Origin of the sequence: Flavobacterium davisii, assembly GCF_019565505.1 — a bacterium.
In the GTDB taxonomy this organism is placed as follows: domain Bacteria; phylum Bacteroidota; class Bacteroidia; order Flavobacteriales; family Flavobacteriaceae; genus Flavobacterium; species Flavobacterium davisii.
This window is the reverse complement of the sequence record NZ_CP067378.1, coordinates 3,098,483-3,114,879: the sequence shown is the minus strand read 5'-3', so window position 1 is coordinate 3,114,879 and position 16,397 is coordinate 3,098,483. Positions and strand designations below refer to the sequence as shown.

Annotated in this window: 17 protein-coding genes and 3 pseudogenes; 10 read left to right on the top strand and 10 right to left on the bottom strand. The window is 29.6% G+C overall.

Features of this window, described 5'->3' with window-relative positions; all coding sequences use genetic code 11:
- Positions 1 to 689: 689 nt before the first annotated feature.
- The gene (gene purB, locus JJC05_RS14755) at positions 690 to 2,033 is read left to right on the top strand and encodes an adenylosuccinate lyase (RefSeq protein WP_105196904.1); all 1,344 of its coding nucleotides are present in this window, start codon (positions 690 to 692) and stop codon (positions 2,031 to 2,033) included.
- A gap of 652 nt (positions 2,034 to 2,685) precedes the next feature.
- Here the strand turns inward: purB and JJC05_RS14750 are convergent.
- Positions 2,686 to 3,128, bottom strand: a pseudogene (locus tag JJC05_RS14750) (DUF4268 domain-containing protein).
- 194 nt (positions 3,129 to 3,322) lie between these two features.
- Between JJC05_RS14750 and JJC05_RS18540 the strand changes: the two are divergent.
- The 4 genes and pseudogenes from JJC05_RS18540 (at position 3,323) to JJC05_RS14740 (ending at position 4,744) form a co-directional block, all read left to right on the top strand.
- Positions 3,323 to 3,487, top strand: a complete 165-nt coding sequence (locus JJC05_RS18540; RefSeq protein WP_309597354.1) for a hypothetical protein — start codon at positions 3,323 to 3,325, stop codon at positions 3,485 to 3,487.
- Positions 3,488 to 3,550: 63 nt separating this feature from the next.
- Positions 3,551 to 3,673, top strand: a pseudogene (locus JJC05_RS18965) (coenzyme A pyrophosphatase); the annotation flags it as partial.
- 90 nt (positions 3,674 to 3,763) lie between these two features.
- On the top strand, positions 3,764 to 3,886 hold the full coding sequence (locus JJC05_RS18530) for a hypothetical protein (protein WP_309597353.1): 123 nt from the start codon (positions 3,764 to 3,766) through the stop codon (positions 3,884 to 3,886).
- 40 nt (positions 3,887 to 3,926) lie between these two features.
- Positions 3,927 to 4,744 (top strand): annotated as a pseudogene (locus JJC05_RS14740) (lysophospholipid acyltransferase family protein).
- 138 nt (positions 4,745 to 4,882) lie between these two features.
- Here JJC05_RS14740 and JJC05_RS14735 read toward each other — a convergent pair.
- Both JJC05_RS14735 and JJC05_RS17680 read right to left on the bottom strand, forming a co-directional pair.
- Positions 4,883 to 6,544, bottom strand: coding sequence for an SPFH domain-containing protein (locus JJC05_RS14735; RefSeq protein ID WP_258929285.1), 1,662 nt, complete (start codon positions 6,542 to 6,544; stop codon positions 4,883 to 4,885).
- A 1-nt stretch (position 6,545) separates the two neighbouring features.
- The gene (locus JJC05_RS17680; protein WP_258929284.1) at positions 6,546 to 6,812 is read right to left on the bottom strand and encodes a hypothetical protein; all 267 of its coding nucleotides are present in this window, start codon (positions 6,810 to 6,812) and stop codon (positions 6,546 to 6,548) included.
- 381 nt (positions 6,813 to 7,193) lie between these two features.
- On the opposite strand from JJC05_RS17680, the gene JJC05_RS14730 reads away from it, so the two are divergent.
- The 3 genes from JJC05_RS14730 to JJC05_RS14720 are packed head-to-tail and all read left to right on the top strand — an operon-like array spanning position 7,194 to position 8,864.
- Positions 7,194 to 7,646: a MarR family winged helix-turn-helix transcriptional regulator gene (locus JJC05_RS14730; RefSeq protein WP_105196900.1), complete on the top strand. Its 453-nt coding sequence runs from the start codon at positions 7,194 to 7,196 to the stop codon at positions 7,644 to 7,646.
- A gap of 29 nt (positions 7,647 to 7,675) precedes the next feature.
- Positions 7,676 to 8,281, top strand: a complete 606-nt coding sequence (locus tag JJC05_RS14725) for an NAD(P)H-dependent oxidoreductase (protein WP_309597352.1) — start codon at positions 7,676 to 7,678, stop codon at positions 8,279 to 8,281.
- A gap of 13 nt (positions 8,282 to 8,294) precedes the next feature.
- Complete coding sequence (locus JJC05_RS14720) at positions 8,295 to 8,864, top strand: YceI family protein (RefSeq protein WP_105196906.1); 570 nt, start codon at positions 8,295 to 8,297, stop codon at positions 8,862 to 8,864.
- A gap of 322 nt (positions 8,865 to 9,186) precedes the next feature.
- Here JJC05_RS14720 and hutH read toward each other — a convergent pair whose 3' ends face one another.
- Positions 9,187 to 10,689, bottom strand: a complete 1,503-nt coding sequence (gene hutH / locus JJC05_RS14715; RefSeq protein ID WP_235877716.1) for a histidine ammonia-lyase — start codon at positions 10,687 to 10,689, stop codon at positions 9,187 to 9,189.
- Between the two features lie 351 nt (positions 10,690 to 11,040).
- Here hutH and gcvT point away from each other — a divergent pair, with 351 nt between their 5' ends.
- Complete coding sequence (gene gcvT / locus JJC05_RS14710; protein ID WP_235877714.1) at positions 11,041 to 12,123, top strand: glycine cleavage system aminomethyltransferase GcvT; 1,083 nt, start codon at positions 11,041 to 11,043, stop codon at positions 12,121 to 12,123.
- A 73-nt stretch (positions 12,124 to 12,196) separates the two neighbouring features.
- Here the strand turns inward: gcvT and JJC05_RS14705 are convergent, their stop codons facing one another.
- The 4 genes from JJC05_RS14705 to JJC05_RS18520 are packed head-to-tail and all read right to left on the bottom strand — an operon-like array spanning position 12,197 to position 14,193.
- Positions 12,197 to 12,304 (bottom strand): glycerophosphodiester phosphodiesterase family protein, encoded by a 108-nt coding sequence (locus tag JJC05_RS14705; protein ID WP_258929727.1) that lies wholly within the window; start codon positions 12,302 to 12,304, stop codon positions 12,197 to 12,199.
- 5 nt (positions 12,305 to 12,309) lie between these two features.
- Positions 12,310 to 13,068: a glycerophosphodiester phosphodiesterase family protein gene (locus tag JJC05_RS14700; RefSeq protein WP_235877712.1), complete on the bottom strand. Its 759-nt coding sequence runs from the start codon at positions 13,066 to 13,068 to the stop codon at positions 12,310 to 12,312.
- Entirely contained in the window at positions 13,065 to 13,652 is a 588-nt protein-coding gene (locus tag JJC05_RS18525) for a cysteine desulfurase family protein (protein ID WP_309597490.1), read from the bottom strand. The genes JJC05_RS14700 and JJC05_RS18525 overlap by 4 nt, the downstream gene beginning before the upstream one ends.
- A complete protein-coding gene (locus JJC05_RS18520; RefSeq protein ID WP_309597351.1) occupies positions 13,612 to 14,193 on the bottom strand; it encodes a cysteine desulfurase family protein in 582 nt (193 codons plus the stop codon). Before JJC05_RS18520 ends, JJC05_RS18525 begins: the two co-directional genes overlap by 41 nt.
- Before the next feature lie 193 nt (positions 14,194 to 14,386).
- On the opposite strand from JJC05_RS18520, the gene JJC05_RS14690 reads away from it, so the two are divergent.
- Complete coding sequence (locus tag JJC05_RS14690) at positions 14,387 to 14,881, top strand: metallophosphoesterase family protein (RefSeq protein ID WP_105196895.1); 495 nt, start codon at positions 14,387 to 14,389, stop codon at positions 14,879 to 14,881.
- A gap of 378 nt (positions 14,882 to 15,259) precedes the next feature.
- Here the strand turns inward: JJC05_RS14690 and msrA are convergent, their stop codons facing one another.
- Complete coding sequence (msrA, locus tag JJC05_RS14685) at positions 15,260 to 15,865, bottom strand: peptide-methionine (S)-S-oxide reductase MsrA (RefSeq protein ID WP_088394914.1); 606 nt, start codon at positions 15,863 to 15,865, stop codon at positions 15,260 to 15,262.
- A 4-nt stretch (positions 15,866 to 15,869) separates the two neighbouring features.
- Complete coding sequence (gene msrB / locus JJC05_RS14680; RefSeq protein WP_240668930.1) at positions 15,870 to 16,340, bottom strand: peptide-methionine (R)-S-oxide reductase MsrB; 471 nt, start codon at positions 16,338 to 16,340, stop codon at positions 15,870 to 15,872.
- Positions 16,341 to 16,397 lie beyond the last annotated feature (57 nt).

Here is a 16,397-nt window from a genome sequence, read left to right as displayed (position 1 = left end):
ATTATGTGATAAACTTTGTGATGAAGATAGATAAAGTTACGACCTTTTATACAATCTATATTAAGATCAAAAAACAAAATCCTTTTTATTTCTAATACTATAAAAAGCAGTCTCTTAAATCTTTCTTATTGCATCTATAATAACAATATATATAATCCCCTTTTAACTTTATTCAAATTTTTATTGACATTAAGTATACAATCAAAAGGAGAAAATAATAGTTTATTTCCTATTCTTACAATCTTAGCATTCTAAATTTAGTCTAAATTCCGCATTAGACTCGAAATGAATTAGCGAAGTAAAATCTGTTTTTCTTTATTTCCTTACAATTCGAATACATAGACTAATTTTAATTATAAAAAGTGTCTGCTATTACTTTTTAAATTTTTCGTGAATACTTGAATTTGTATGAATTTTGTTTTACAACGAAGTCTAATAGTTAAACCCAGATTCAGCATTAGAAATCTATTCAACTTTATTTTTCTTCAAATTCAAGCACGTACTCAAATTTCAATCATCAAAATAGTTCACTATTTCTTCTTCTAAAATTTTCCGTGAGCACTTGAATTTATTGAAAAATTTTGTTTCACAATGAAGTCTAATGCGGAATCTGGGTTAAAAAAAGAAAATATGCTTTATCTAAAAAAAGAATTCTAACTATATTTGTTCTTTTTAAAACAACACACAAAATGCAGTTAACAGAATTAAATGCTATATCACCTATTGATGGTCGTTATAGAAATAAAACGATTGGTCTTTCTCCATTTTTTTCAGAAGAAGCCTTAATTAAATACCGTGTTTTAATAGAAGTTGAATATTTTATAGCACTCGTTGAAGCAGGTATACCACAGCTTAAAGATATTTCAAATACTACTTTTTCTGCATTACGAAAAATTTATCAAAATTTTTCAACTGACGACGCATTATGGATAAAAAACACTGAAAAAACAACTAATCATGATGTAAAGGCTGTTGAATACTTTATAAAAGAACAATTTGACAGATTGGGATTAGAACAATATAAAGAGTTCATTCATTTTGGGCTTACGTCACAAGATATTAACAATACTGCTATTCCTCTTTCTACAAAAGATGCTTTTGAACAAGTTTATTTACCAAGTCTAACTCGTATTATTGAAAAATTAAAAGAATTAGCAATAGAATGGAAAGACGTAGCTATGCTTGCTCGTACACATGGACAACCTGCCTCTCCTACTCGTTTAGGAAAAGAAATCTTTGTTTTTGTTCAACGTTTAGAAGAACAATTGAAATTATTATATAAGATTCCTTTCGCAGCTAAATTTGGAGGCGCTACAGGTAATTACAATGCTCATAAAATTGCCTATCCTAACCATGATTGGAAGGCTTTTGGATCTTATTTTGTAGAGCAAACACTTGGTTTACAACATTCCTTTCCTACAACACAAATAGAACATTACGATCATTTGGCTGCTTTCTTTGATACTTTAAAAAGAATCAATACAATTTTGATTGATTTGGATCGAGATATTTGGACGTATGTTTCAATGGATTATTTTAAGCAAAAGATAAAAGCTGGTGAAATTGGATCAAGTGCTATGCCTCATAAGGTAAATCCTATTGATTTTGAAAATTCAGAAGGTAATTTGGGTATAGCTAATGCTATTTTTGAGCATTTATCTGCCAAATTACCCATTTCAAGATTACAACGTGATTTAACAGACAGTACGGTTCTTAGAAATGTAGGTGTTCCTTTAGGGCATTCTCTCATTGCTTTTGAAGCTACACTTAAAGGACTCAATAAATTACTATTAAATGAAGAAAAATTTGCAGAGGATTTAGAAAAAAACTGGGCTGTTGTGGCAGAAGCTATTCAAACAATTCTTAGAAGAGAAGCCTACCCTAATCCTTACGAGGCCTTAAAAGACCTTACTCGAACGAATACTGTTATTAATAAAAACGCTATACACGCTTTTATTGATACATTAAACGTTTCGGATACTATTAAAAATGAACTTAAAGCTATTACTCCTAGTAATTATTTAGGGATTTAATTTTTTAACAAAACTTTTCCAAAAGGTGTCCAAAAAGTAATATCATATCAATTTTTGTTTAGAAAATAAACAGAATAAAATACTTATAAGCAACGTGATAATAATTTCATCTAGTTCGTTCAAGTATTTCTTAGTTAACTAAACGATATTAAGCAACAAAATTTTCAACTTTTAGGACACCTTCTGTTTATATTTTATTTTCAACCTTATTCCGTATTAGACTCGAGCGGAGTGAATGGAGAAGTCCCTCTATTACAGCAAGCATGTACTTCAATGTCAATCTTCAAAATAGTATCCTATTTCTTCTTCTAAAATTTTCCTTAAAAATTTAAATTTATTGATTTTTTGTTTCAAAACGAGGTTTAATACGCAATATGGATTAAAGAAAAAGGCTCTTTAAAAATTTAAAAATCAACGCATCGTTTATCATTCCAACACAAGGAGGAGTCTTATAATCAATAGCATATAATTTCTCCCTCTAATCGAACAATTATTCAAAAATTACCATTTAGCTTGTCACTGCTACGTAAAAAGGAGTCCTAGAATCAAACTCTTTTTTGTACATGTTGTATTATTCACTTTATATGATTCCTCCTTTCTCTTAGATGACAAGATTACCTCTTTTGAAACAGTCTCATCTTTCGTTCTATTTTTATGTATTAATTTCAAGATCTTTTATATAATCTTCATTTTCATAAAAAAATCGTTCAAAAGCATCCATTTGTTCATAAAAAAATCAAAAACACGATCCCAAGTTGACTTATTATTAATACTAATTTCTAAGAGTTCTACCCAAATACGGCTTACCACTTTCCCATTTTCAAGGTAATAATTACGTTCAAAAATGGCTTCTGGTAAATAGTCTTCTAATAATATATTTTTCAAAGATTCTACCTTTTCAAAATATATTTTCCTCTTTTCTTCATCTCTAGGCTCTATTTCTAATAAAACTTGTGCTTTTTTATTATCTATAAAGAATTTAAAACTAACATCTTTTATTTTTGTGTTGTACAATAACCATTTTCTAGGATAGGCTTCTGCAAATTTTGTCCAAAATTCTTTCTTTATTTGTATACTTTCTTCTTTACTATACATAGTTAAAAACATTTAATAATTGTATATCTCCAAAAATAGTTTTATTTTTAGTAGATTAAATATAGCACCATTTACGACACGATTGATTATATAGTATTATTAAAACTAGATCCAAATGGAATTTTCCAATTTTTTTAAAATACATTCCAAAAATAGCAAAAGAAACACTTCCCGCAATAAAGTCACATTCCAAAATGATTCCTCCAGAACGAATCAAACTTTTAGAAGGACTAAATATAGAAAACATTCTTTCTAGAAAAGCTGCTGTTATGATGTTATTTTATCCTAAAAACCATTTAACTCACTTAGCTTTAATAGTTAGAAACGCATATCCTCGGGGGTACATTCTTCACAAATAGCTTTTCCCCGGTGGAAAAGTCGAGCCATTTGACAAAAACTTATCAGAAACTGCTTTAAGAGAAACTTTTGAAGAAATTGGGGTATCTAAGGATCAAATAGAAGTAATAAGATCTTTTACAAAAGTATATATTCCTCCTAGTAATTATTTAGTTTCGCCTTTTTTAGGGATTTGTCATGAAGAAATTATATTCAAACCAAACCCAGAAGAAGTTAGTGATATAATAGAGTTACCCTTACAACATTTTTTAAATGATGATAATATTATTCATCTGAATATGAACACTTCTTACGCAAATGAAATTGAGGTTCCAGCTTTTAAAATAGATGGGTATATCATTTGGGGAGCAACGGCTATGATGATGAGCGAATTGAAAGATATCATAAAAAAAGTCTTATAATTTTTTTTTCATACATTTGCCTGCTCCAAATTAAAAAAATATGGGATTATTTAAACGAAATCCTTTCGGACATATATTATTTATTAAAAGATGGATTATTATTCTATTCGGAATTTGTACCCATCGTAGGTACCGAGGATTTAACCAACTTAACATTGAGGGATCAGAAATCATACGTAATTTACCCAATACGAATGTATTATTTATATCCAATCATCAGACTTATTTTGCTGATGTGGTGGCTATGTTTCATGTTTTTAATGCCAGTTTAAAAGGACGTGAAAACAATATAAAAAATATTTGGTACTTATGGAAACCTAAATTAAATCTTTATTACATAGGGGCTAAAGAAACACTAGATGCTAATTTGCTTACTAAAATCATGTCCTATGTAGGTGCTATATCTGTAGAAAGAACTTGGCGAGCAGATGGTAAAGATTTAGAAAAACACGAACAAAAGCAAGTTAACTTATCTGATTTTCGAAATATTGAAATTGCTTTGAATGATGGTTGGGTCATTACTTTTCCTCAAGGTACCACTAAATCCTTTAAACCTGTAAGAAAAGGAACTGCCCATATTATAAAAGAATACAAACCTATTGTTGTTCCTATTGTAATAGATGGTTTTAGAAGATCTTTTGACAAAAAGGTCTGATAACCAAAAAGAAAGGAATTCTACAGAGTTTTACAATTAAAGAACCTTTACAAATAGATTATGACAACGAATCTATTGAGTCTATCGTAGAAAAAATTGAATTTGCTATAGAACAACACCCTTCTTTTTTAAAAGTTTTATCTATAGAAGAAATTAAAGAACAAGAAGAGCTTAATAAATTAAGAAAGTGGCATATAGATTAAATAGAATAGGCAACTAAAAGTCAACAAGCTTATTTGTATCTTAGATTTCATTTATGTATTAATCATTATACTTTTATATTAGAATAAGTAACAAAATATTACATTTAACAAAAGGCTCAGATTGTAAAAATCCAAGCCTTAACTTTTTAACTTACATATATATATTTTATTCTTTTTAGAATCGTTAGTTGTGTTCATAAGTTCCATTAATTTCATACCTAATAAACCACTAACACCTCCATCCGTTCCATTTGAACCTGAAATTAATACCTCCGGAATTACTTTAATATTTCCTTTACCAATTTCTTCTGTAATTTTATATTTAGTAAAATTATCACCTCCCATTGCGGAAACTTGTAATTGATATGATTCTGCTGTAGACTTACCAATAGCCATAATTTTTTCCGCTTCTGCTAAACCTGTTTTTGATATTTTTTCGGCTTCTGCACTTGCATTTAATTTGGTTGCTTCTGCTTGAGCGGCTGCTTTTGCTTTAGTTGCTTCTGCCTCCGCAATAGCGCGCATTTTCGTTGCTTCTGCTTCCGCATTTACATTTAATTTTAAACTAGCAGCATCCCCTTCTGCTTTTTTAACGGTAGCATCTGCTGTACGCTGTGCTATTTCTACACTTTGAGCTGCACGAACAATTTCTTTTTGCATATCTGCAATAGCTGTTTCTTTTTCAACTCCTTGGCGTTGTTCTTGTGCCATTTTTTGTGTTTGGTAGGTTTTTTGCTCTTCTTCTGCTATTTTTCTATCCGTTAATGTTTTCATTAATGATTCAGGAGGAATAATATCTCCAATTAAGGTATCAACTGCGTTTACATTATATTCATCTAAAACCGTTTTTATATGCCCCTTTGCTGATTCCTGACGTTCTTTACGTGTACTTAAGAACGATATTACATCACTATCTTGTGCTGAATTACGAAAATAATTTCCTATCGTTGGTTCTAATACTTGAGAAACTAAATTAGTCATGCTACCAAAGCGAGCAATAACCTTAGGTGCTTCGTTTGCAGGCACATGAATAATTTGTGACACATCTAAATTAAACGGGAAACCATCTTTTGAACGTACTGTTATAGTTGATAAATTTTTATCTAAATCATGTGATTCACTACGTGCATTTGCCCAATTTAAAACCAAATTAGTTGTTGGCACTAATTCTAATTTAGTAGTATACCTATTTAATGCGTATTTACCCGGCCCAAGAGGTTCCATCCATACACCTCGTTGTCCTTTAGAAACAATATTACCATGCTTAAAGGTTTCTCCAGTAACATCTTGTCCATCTTCTCCTATATAGGAAATTACAACACCTACGTGACCAATTGGAACATCAGTCATAGGATTTTGTTCTATCTGTATTGCCCAAGGGTTTATATAATAAGATCCTGCTAACATCACTTGTGGTTGCAAACCACGATTCCCTCCTTGGTCTAAAAAACGATCAAAATTTTGAAAATTATTATGTCCATCCGCAAATTTTCCAGCAATTTGACCGTGAGGTATAGGCTCTCCATCAAGTGCTGTTACAATTCCCACCATGTTTTCAAAAATCTTAATTTGGTCTACAATAACGATCTCAAATAAATACGTATTAATACGATACGATCCACTCGTAATAAAGGCTGTTTGACGACCTTTTTGCCCTCCTTTATCCAAAAAGCCCGTAGCATCTTGGTAATTATCACATTCAACTCTGCGTGCTAAAATTCTACCTGTAGGAATTTCTTTCCCATCTTTACTTAATATTAAACCTATTTTACCTTCTGGGATAATCGTAAATGCGGTCATATCAACTGAATATTGCCAGATCCACATCCCCCAATACAATCCTCGGAGCCAACGTTTGTGCCTGAAACCCCGCTTCTCCTTTTGTTGCTATGATTCGACCATCTGGTAACGATTTATCCGTCCCAAACAACACAAACTTTTTGGTTACTAAACCTATCTTATCTTCTGGTACAATGACCATTCCAAAGAATACTCTTAAAACAAATTTGTAAAACACAATAGTTAATACCAACGGTAATAACCACCATAATGAAGCAATTGATGTCATAAATAATTAGTTTGAATAATACATTTTAATAAAATTTAATCAGATAAAAGGAAGTTTATCTTTCATTTATTACCAATAGAAATTCTTACTGCAGTAAAAATTTAGAATTTCTTTTTTAATTAGTAACACTGTCGTATCATTTTTACATTGATTAAATTTAAATACGTTAATTATACGTTTGTCGAAAATAAAAGTTACACAAAATAACAAAACATTTACACAAAAACATAAAAGACTAAATATCAACACTTTATTCAAAAAAAAGAAATAATATTCCCTTCCTATCTTATTACATAAAATAGAATTAACATTTTTTTATCACACATTTGTATATACAAATGTTATTTTTTTTTACATTTGCTGTATCAAATTTCTATAGAAATGAAAATAGAAGAAGAAATTAAAAGTACAGTCACCTTATCGCTAGCAAAAAGGGTACTTCTAAATCTTACGTTCACCCGAAATGTAGTAGGAGATAAATTTTTGGAATTATTAAAACCCTATGACCTATCGAGTGAGCAATATAATGTATTAAGAATTTTAAGAGGTCAAAAAGGAAAACCTGCTAATATGGCTTGCATACAAGAACGTATGTTAGCTAAAACTAGTAACACCACCCGATTGGTTGACAAATTATTAATAAAAGAACTAGTTGTACGTAAAGTTTGTTCTGAGAATAAAAGAAAAATGGAAATTACAATTACAGAAAAAGGACTAGAAGTTTTAGAAGCTTTAGATCCTTTAGTATTGGCACACGAAAATGAATTTGCAGATAAATTAACACCTGCAGAATTAGAAATTTTTAATGAATTATTAGAAAAATACAGAAGTTAAATAATGAATAATTTTATTGAACACCAAAATTGGCGATATGCCACCAAAAATTTGATTCTTCTAAGAAAGTAAATGAATCTGATTTAAACATATTAAAAGAGGCTATTCGATTAAGCACTTCTTCTTATGGTCTTCAACCTTATAAGGTACTAATCATTGATAATCCAATAATTCGTGAAGAATTAAAAGCATATTCTTGGAATCAATCACAAATAACAGATGCTTCTCATCTATTCGTTTTTGCTAACTATACTAATTTAGATGAAACTATTATTGAGAATTACATAAAAAGAATAAGCGACATTAGAGAGATATCACAAGAAAATTTAGCTGGTTATGCTGATTTTATGAAAAGTAAAATTTTGAGCTTAACTACTAGTGAACAAGCTTTTTGGACTTCTAAACAAACTTATTTGGCTCTTGGTAATCTGTTAAATGCTGCTGCAGAACTAAAAATAGATGTAACTCCTATGGAAGGTTTTGAAGCGGATAAATACAATGAAATACTGCATTTAAATTCTCAAAATTTAAATGCAAGTTTAGTCGCAACTATAGGTTATAGACATGAAGAAGACATAACTCAGTATAATAAAAAAGTAAGAAAATCAAACGAAGAATTATTTATTAATATCTAAAACTAAAATGAAAATGAAAATTTTAAAATCTTTTGCCTTAGCAATATTAGTAACTGTAGGTGGTATTTTTACTACCAGTGCTCAAACTTCAAAAAAAGTAGACGCATCAAAAAGTAAAGTTTTATGGTTAGCCAAAAAATTTGGCGGTCAACATGATGGAGATATAAAACTAAAAGAAGGTCAATTAATTTTTAATGGTAAAGAATTAAAAGGAGGAAATTTTACGGTAGACATGACTACTATTAACACTTTAGATTTACAAGGTGAATGGAAAAACAAACTAGACATACACCTTAAAGATGGTGACTTTTTTGCTGTTGATAAATTTCCTACTTCAACTTTGGTGTTCAAAAAAATCGGAAAAAAATCTACCAATATGTATGCTGTAGAAGCTGATTTAACTATAAAAGGGATTACAAATCCTATCAAATTTGATCTAATAACGAATAAAGGTGTTGCAAATGCAACCCTAATGGTAGACCGAACTAAATATGATGTAAAATATGCTTCTAAAAACTTTGGTGCTTTAGCAGACAAAGCGATTGATGACGAATTTGAATTAAAAGTTCAATTAAAATACTAATAAAAATCTATATTTAATCAAAGAGGGTGTCTGAAAAGTCAAAATTTAACATCTAGTCTATCACTTCAGCAACGGGAGAAGTCACATTATCAGTATCATGTGATTTCTCCCTATGACCGAAATGAAAGGGTGATACTTTTAGGACACCTTCTTTTTCTATTTTCTATAATGCTCTAAACGTCTTCTTTTGACTTCCAAATAATCTTTATCTTCTCCTTATTCTACTATTTTTTAGTACATAAGCCTAACGCAATGCAAAAAAGTCGAAATTACGGAACAAAACCTTTATTTTTTACTTTTGTTTAAAAAAATCAAATCACTTCTATTCTAAATCTTCTACATAAAAACTAGATAAAAAGGCTATTGATTTTTCAATATCATAATGTAATATTCTATCTTCTTTTACAAGAGGAACTTCTTCTCTGTATAATTTCAAGAAACTTTCTAAAAAATCACTCGTTTTTAAAGGTTTTCTGAAATCTATGGCTTGTGAAGCATTCATTAGTTCAATGGCCAAAATACGCTCTAGATTTTCCATTATCTTAAAGCACTTAGTTGCTGCATTAGCCCCCATAGAAACATGATCTTCTTGTCCATTACTAGAAACTATACTATCTGTACTAGCTGGAGTTGTTAACTGTTTGTTTTGACTTACAATACTAGCGGCAGTATACTGTGGAATCATAAATCCTGAATTTAATCTCGGATCCGTCACTAAAAAAGCGGGCAAGTCGCGTAAACCTGAAATTAATTGATAAGTTCTTCTTTCTGAAATATTTCCTAATTCAGCTAAAGCCATACCAAGAAAATCTAAAACCAAAGCTAAAGGCTGACCATGAAAGTTTCCTCCTGAAATAATTAAATCTTCTTCTACAAAAATATTAGGGTTATCAGTAACTGAATTAATTTCAGTTTTAAAAACTTTTTTCACATAATCAATTGTATCTTTTGAAGCACCGTGTACTTGTGGAATACAACGGAAAGAATAAGGATCTTGTACCTGTTTTTTGGGTTGTGCAATAATTTGACTACCCTCTAATAATTCTTGAAAACGTTGAGCAGTCACAATTTGTCCTTTATGAGGTCGAACCATGTGAATTAAATCATTAAATGGTTCGATTCTACCGTCAAAACCTTCTAATGAAATGGCTGCTATTACATCCGCAAGGTAACTATACTTTAATGCTTTTAATAGAAGATAGCTGCCATAAGCACTCATAAACTGTGTACCATTTAGCAATGCCAACCCTTCTTTCGATTGTAAAATAATAGGTTGCCAATTCATTTTTTCAAGTACTTTCATTGCTGGCTGGCGAAATCCGTCTACGTACACTTCCCCTTCCCCTATTAAAGGTAAACATAAATGAGCTAAAGGGGCTAAATCTCCCGAAGCACCTAATGATCCTTGGGTATAAACTATAGGAAAAATATCATTATTATAAAAATCTATCAATCGTTCTACTGTTGCTAATTGCACTCCTGAGTGTCCGTAACTTAAAGATTTAACTTTTAACAACAACATAATTTTCACAATTTCCTGTGGGACTTCATCCCCTGTTCCACAAGCATGTGATTTCATTAGATTTTCTTGAAGTTTCGATAAATTTTCATTTGAAATTTTTACATTACATAAAGAACCAAAACCTGTATTTATACCATAAATTGGTTCTTTATTTTCATTCATTTTTTTATCTAAATATTCACGACATTTTACAATATTTAATCGTGCTTCTTCTGACAATGCTAATTTTTGATTTTGCGAAATGATTTCTTGTAATGTTTCTAATGAAAATACATCGGAAGAAATATAATGAGTAGTGTCCATTTTATTCTAAAATTTGTTGCCCAAAATTCCATAAAAAGATTAAATTTCAAAAAGAAGTTTGTTATTTCAAATAAAAAAATAGTTCCTATTTAAATGTAGTTACAAACACGTGTAACAAAATATTCCTTTTGTCCTATTCTTTTCAATTATAAGTTCTTTTTTTAAATAAAATTATTCTATTCTTATTATTTCGCTTTGTTATCTGAGTAGTATAAATAAAAATTAAATGTGTTCGAAAGGAATAAAAACGAAGAAATAAAACATTTTTTACGCTATTTGAGATAATAATAACACCAAACTTTTATTTAAAAACCTTAATTTTGCAATCAATTTTTTACAAACTACTTTAAAATGAAAAACACAGCATTAACTCATATTCACGAGAATTTAGGAGCTAAGATGGTTCCTTTTGCAGGATTTAATATGCCTGTACAATACGAAGGTGTAAATATTGAACACGAAACGGTTCGTAATGGCGTAGGTGTATTTGATGTTTCTCACATGGGTGAGTTTTTTCTTAAAGGAGAAAATGCTTTAGCATTAATCCAAAAGGTAACTTCAAACGATGCTTCTAAATTAGTTAATGGTAAAGCACAATATTCATGCTTACCAAACAATGAAGGAGGTATTGTAGATGACTTAATCGTATACAAAATAGCGGACAATCATTATATGCTAGTGGTAAATGCTTCTAATATTGAAAAAGATTGGAACTGGATTTCGTCACATAATGATTTAGGAGTTACAATGGAAAATCATTCTGATGCTTATTCATTGTTAGCTATTCAAGGTCCTAAAGCGGCTGAAGCTATGCAAAGTCTAACTTCAATTGATTTAGCTAATATGGGCTATTACACTTTTCAAATGGGTGAATTTGCAGGTGTACATGACGTAATTGTGTCTGCTACTGGTTATACAGGTTCTGGAGGGTTTGAAATTTATTTCAAAAATGAAGATGCAGAAATTATTTGGAATAAAGTTTTTGAAGCAGGTGCCTCTTTTGGTATTAAACCTATTGGACTGGCTGCACGCGATACTTTACGCTTAGAAATGGGTTTTTGCTTATACGGAAATGATATTAATGATACAACATCTCCTCTTGAAGCAGGTTTAGGATGGATTACAAAATTTGAAAAAGAATTTACAAATTCTTTAAACTTAAAAAAGCAAAAAGAGGAAGGGATAACACGCAAATTAGTTGGTTTTGAATTATTAGAAAGAGGTATTCCTCGTCATGATTATGAAATTGTAGATGCTAATGGAACTGTTATTGGTGTTGTAACATCGGGTACACAATCGCCTTCTTTAAACAAAGGAATTGGTATGGGGTACGTTCCTTCAACTTTATCTGCTCCTGAGACTGAAATTTTTATTCGAATTAGAAATAAAGATGTTGCTGCAAAAGTAGTTAAGCTACCTTTTTATAAAAAATAAAGAGATTATTTCTTCCTTCTAAGTTCAAAATAAAAGATAACTTATATTATTTTGAACTTAGATGGGAAGAATTTTATTTTTTTAACTCAAAATAGCGGTTCGGATAATCTGAAATTAGCCCATCTACTCCATACGAAATTACCTTTTCCATTTCTTCCTTTTTATTAACTGTCCAAGGAATTACTTTTATATTTTTGCGTGCAAAAAGTCTACTTTTTGTTTATCTAACAAAATAAATTCTGGACTATAAACAGTTGGTTTAAAACCTAATTTTTTTAAATTTTTATTAATAGAAAATTTATTTTCGACTAAAAGAACTGTTTTAATTTCAGCATATTTTTGATGCAAATATTGTAAAGTTCTAACATCAAAAGACTGAATATACGTTTTATCTGTAATATTTTTATCTTTTAAGACTCCAATCAATAAGTCTACAAATTCATTTGGTAACGGATGGAATATATCATCTCCTTTGGGATCTGACTTTGTTTCTATGTTATAAAAAATTTTTCTTTCTGGGTATTTTTTTTGAATATAATCTTCAACAAAATCAATTACTTCATTTAATAAAGGCTTATGTGTTTTTATTTTTTCTTGTTCTAAAAATCTAGGATGAATTTTGCTCCCACAATCATATTTTTTTATTTCATCATAATTCATTTGAAACAAATTAAAAGACTGTTCTTTGGATTCTTCAATAGTCTGATTCATTTTATCTAAACATATTTCGCATGATAAAAATGGCTCATGTGATAATAAAACTTCTTTATCTTTACTTATTACAACATCCATTTCTAGGGTAGTAACTCCTAAATCAATCGCTTTTTTCATTGCCTGTATTGAATTTTCGGGAAGTAATCCTCGGCACCCTCGATGTCCTTGGATATCAAACTCTTGTGCTTGACTTAGCAAGGGTAAAACGAGAATAAGCATTATTTTTTTCATATTTTTTTAATAGCTTCAATTAAACAATCAATATCTTCTAGAGTATTATATTTAGAAAATGAAATTCGAATATTAGGTCTTCTCAAATGGTCATTTGAAATAAATGCTTCTAAAACATGTGAAGGTTTTGAACTTCCTGATTGGCAAGCACTCCCTCTAGAAATAGCTATACCATTCATATCCATTAAAAAGACAATCATTCCTGATTTATTTTCATCTAATGGTAAGATGATATTTACAATGTTATGTTGAGTTAATTCAGGATTTCCAACAAAAATACTTTCTGAAAAATGATTTTGAAATTGTTTGATTAAATAGTCTTTTAATCCTTTAATATATTCTTTGTTGGTTTCTAAATTGGTTAATGAAATTTCTAAGGCTTTTGCCATTCCTACTATATTATGAATACTTTCGGTACCAGCTCTAAGTCCTTTTTCTTGCTCTCCTCCATAAAATAGGGGTTCTAAAACAATATTTTTTTTAATGAATAGAAAACCAACTCCTTTAGGACCATGAAATTTATGTGCACTAGCTACTAAAAAATCAATTGAAATAGTTGATAAATCTACAACTGTTTTGCCTATACCTTGGACTGCATCTGTATGAAAATAGGCCTTGTTTTTTTTTAGCTAAATCAGCCACTTTTTTTAGATCTAAAACCGTTCCTATTTCATTATTAACGTGCATTAATGAAATTAGGGTTTTTATATCATAACGTAATAATTCTTCTAAATGACTATAATTAATTGTTCCATCTGGATTAATAGAAACGAAATCTACTTGTATTTCCATTTCTTTTTGCAACACTTTTACTGTATGCAAAACGGCATGATGTTCTATTTTAGTAGTAATAATTCTTTTTACGCCTAAAGTTTTTATTGCAGAACGAAGGATTAAATTATTAGCTTCTGTTGCACAAGATGTAAAAATAATTTCTTGCGCATTACATTTAAGATTTTTTGCAATTGTTTTCCGAGCTAATTCAAGTTCATTTTTTGCTTCTCTTCCTATTTGATGAGAAGATGATGGATTTCCGTATTGAGTGCTTAATATTCGGGTCATTTCTGTAATAACCTCAGGATATAATTCTGTTGTAGAAGCGTTATCTAAATATACTTTTTTCATTTTTAAATCTTAAACAGATTAAAAAAATAGCTTATTCATTTATTGCTATTTTTTTTAATTATCGTTTGTTTTTATTCCTTTCAAATTTAATGATTTTATATATTTGATCCTGAAAATATTTTGGAATTAAGGAAGATTATGTACACAAATTATCACCTTCTTTTTCTGAATTAATCTTTATTTTTTCCTTTAAATGAAAAAAATTTTATTACTATCGGATACTCATGGACACATAGATGAATCTATATTAAAACATGTAAATTGGGCAGATGAAGTCTGGCATGCTGGAGATATAGGAAATCTAATCGTTACGGATACTCTAAAAAAATACAAACCATTACGTGCTGTTTATGGTAATATTGATGGCACAAATGCTCGAATGGAATTCCCTCTACACAATCGCTTTTATTGTGAAAAAGTAGATGTTTTAATTACACACATTGGCGGTTATCCTAATAAGTATAATCCTGAAATTAAAGAAGAGCTCTATAAAAATCCTCCTAAATTATTTATTTGTGGTCATTCTCATATTCTAAAAGTCCAATATGATAAAAAATTAAATCTTTTGCACATGAATCCCGGAGCTTGTGGTAAAAGTGGTTTTCATCAAATGCGAACTATGTTACGTTTTGTTATTGATGATGAATCTATTAAGGAATTAGAAGTTATTGAACTAGGGGCTAGGTAGTTTTTTTATTTATATCCTTTTTTCTTCTTCTAATTTTTTTTTGTTTCACAACGAAGTCTAACGCCATATTTGGGATTAACCCGGATATGGCGTTAGAAATTTATTACAAGTAAATAAGGAATTTAACTCTAAAAAGGGTGTTTATTGTATATTCATATTAGATTGATTCAAAAGTTAGCCATCTTATCGTTTATACAAAAGGAGAAATAACATACTATTGCTTATAAGAATTTTCCCTTTAGTGAGATTACATTTTTTTCTAGATTTATAAGAAAATGGTTTTGCATTTTTTTATCCTTCCCCTTTCATTTTCACTACTAAGTCGAATGTGTAATTTGGGTTAAATAAAAAATGAGTTATACTAAATCTTAAACATTCTTATTTTTTCTTTAAACGCTCTTTAAAAACTTTTTCAAATTTTTCTAATTTGGGTTGAATAACATATTGACAGTAACTTTTAGTCTTATTATTTTCGTAATAATTTTGGTGATAATTTTCAGCTTTTGTGAAGCCTTTAAATGGCTCTAATGTAGTTACAATTTTAGCTCTATATGCTTTTGATTTTTCTAATGCTGCCAATAAATCTTTTGCTTTATTTTTTTGGTTTTCATTAGCATAAAAAATAACAGAACGATATTGAGATCCTACATCTGCACCTTGCCGATTTAGAGTGGTGGGATCGTGTACTGTAAAGAATATTTTAAAAATTTCATCTAAATTAGTTTTTGTCGTATCGTATTTTACCTGAACTACTTCCGCAAAACCTGTTTCTCCTGTAGACACTTCTTGATAGGTAGGATTTAGAATAGTTCCTCCTGAATATCCCGATTCAGCTGAAATAACACCATCTAGATTATCAAAAACAGCTTCAATACACCAAAAACAACCACCTCCTAATGTAATGGTTTCAATATTATTTTTTTTTGTTTGAGCTGCAACTATCATGTTAAAAAAACTGATTAAAATAATGATTGTCTTTTTCATATTTTTATTTTTTTATTTTAGAATCGGGTTCAAAATCTAAAGCTATTGAATTCATACAATAGCGTTTCCCAGTAGGTTCTGGACCATCATCAAATAAATGACCTAAATGGCCATCACAACGACTACATAAGGCTTCTATTCTACTCATTCCATGTGACTTATCATCTTTAAAAACGATACTTTTTTTATTTACTTGTTCAAAAAAACTAGGCCATCCACATGAGCTTGCAAATTTAGCGTCTGATCGAAATAATGTATTTCCACAAGCGGCACAATAATAAGTTCCTTTTCCTGTATAATTCCAATATTTTCCTGTAAAGGAAGCTTCTGTATGTGCTTTTCTAGATACTAAATACAAATCTTCTGATAAAATAGACTTCCATTCTTTGTCACTCAATTTTAATTTATCAGTAGCTGTATGAGAATAATATGGGTTTTTTATTTTTCCGTTTTGAGCATTCATACTGTTTAACATAGTAAGTAGTAAAAAGAGAATACTTTTTTTTAAAATCGTAATCATAGTGGTTCTTTT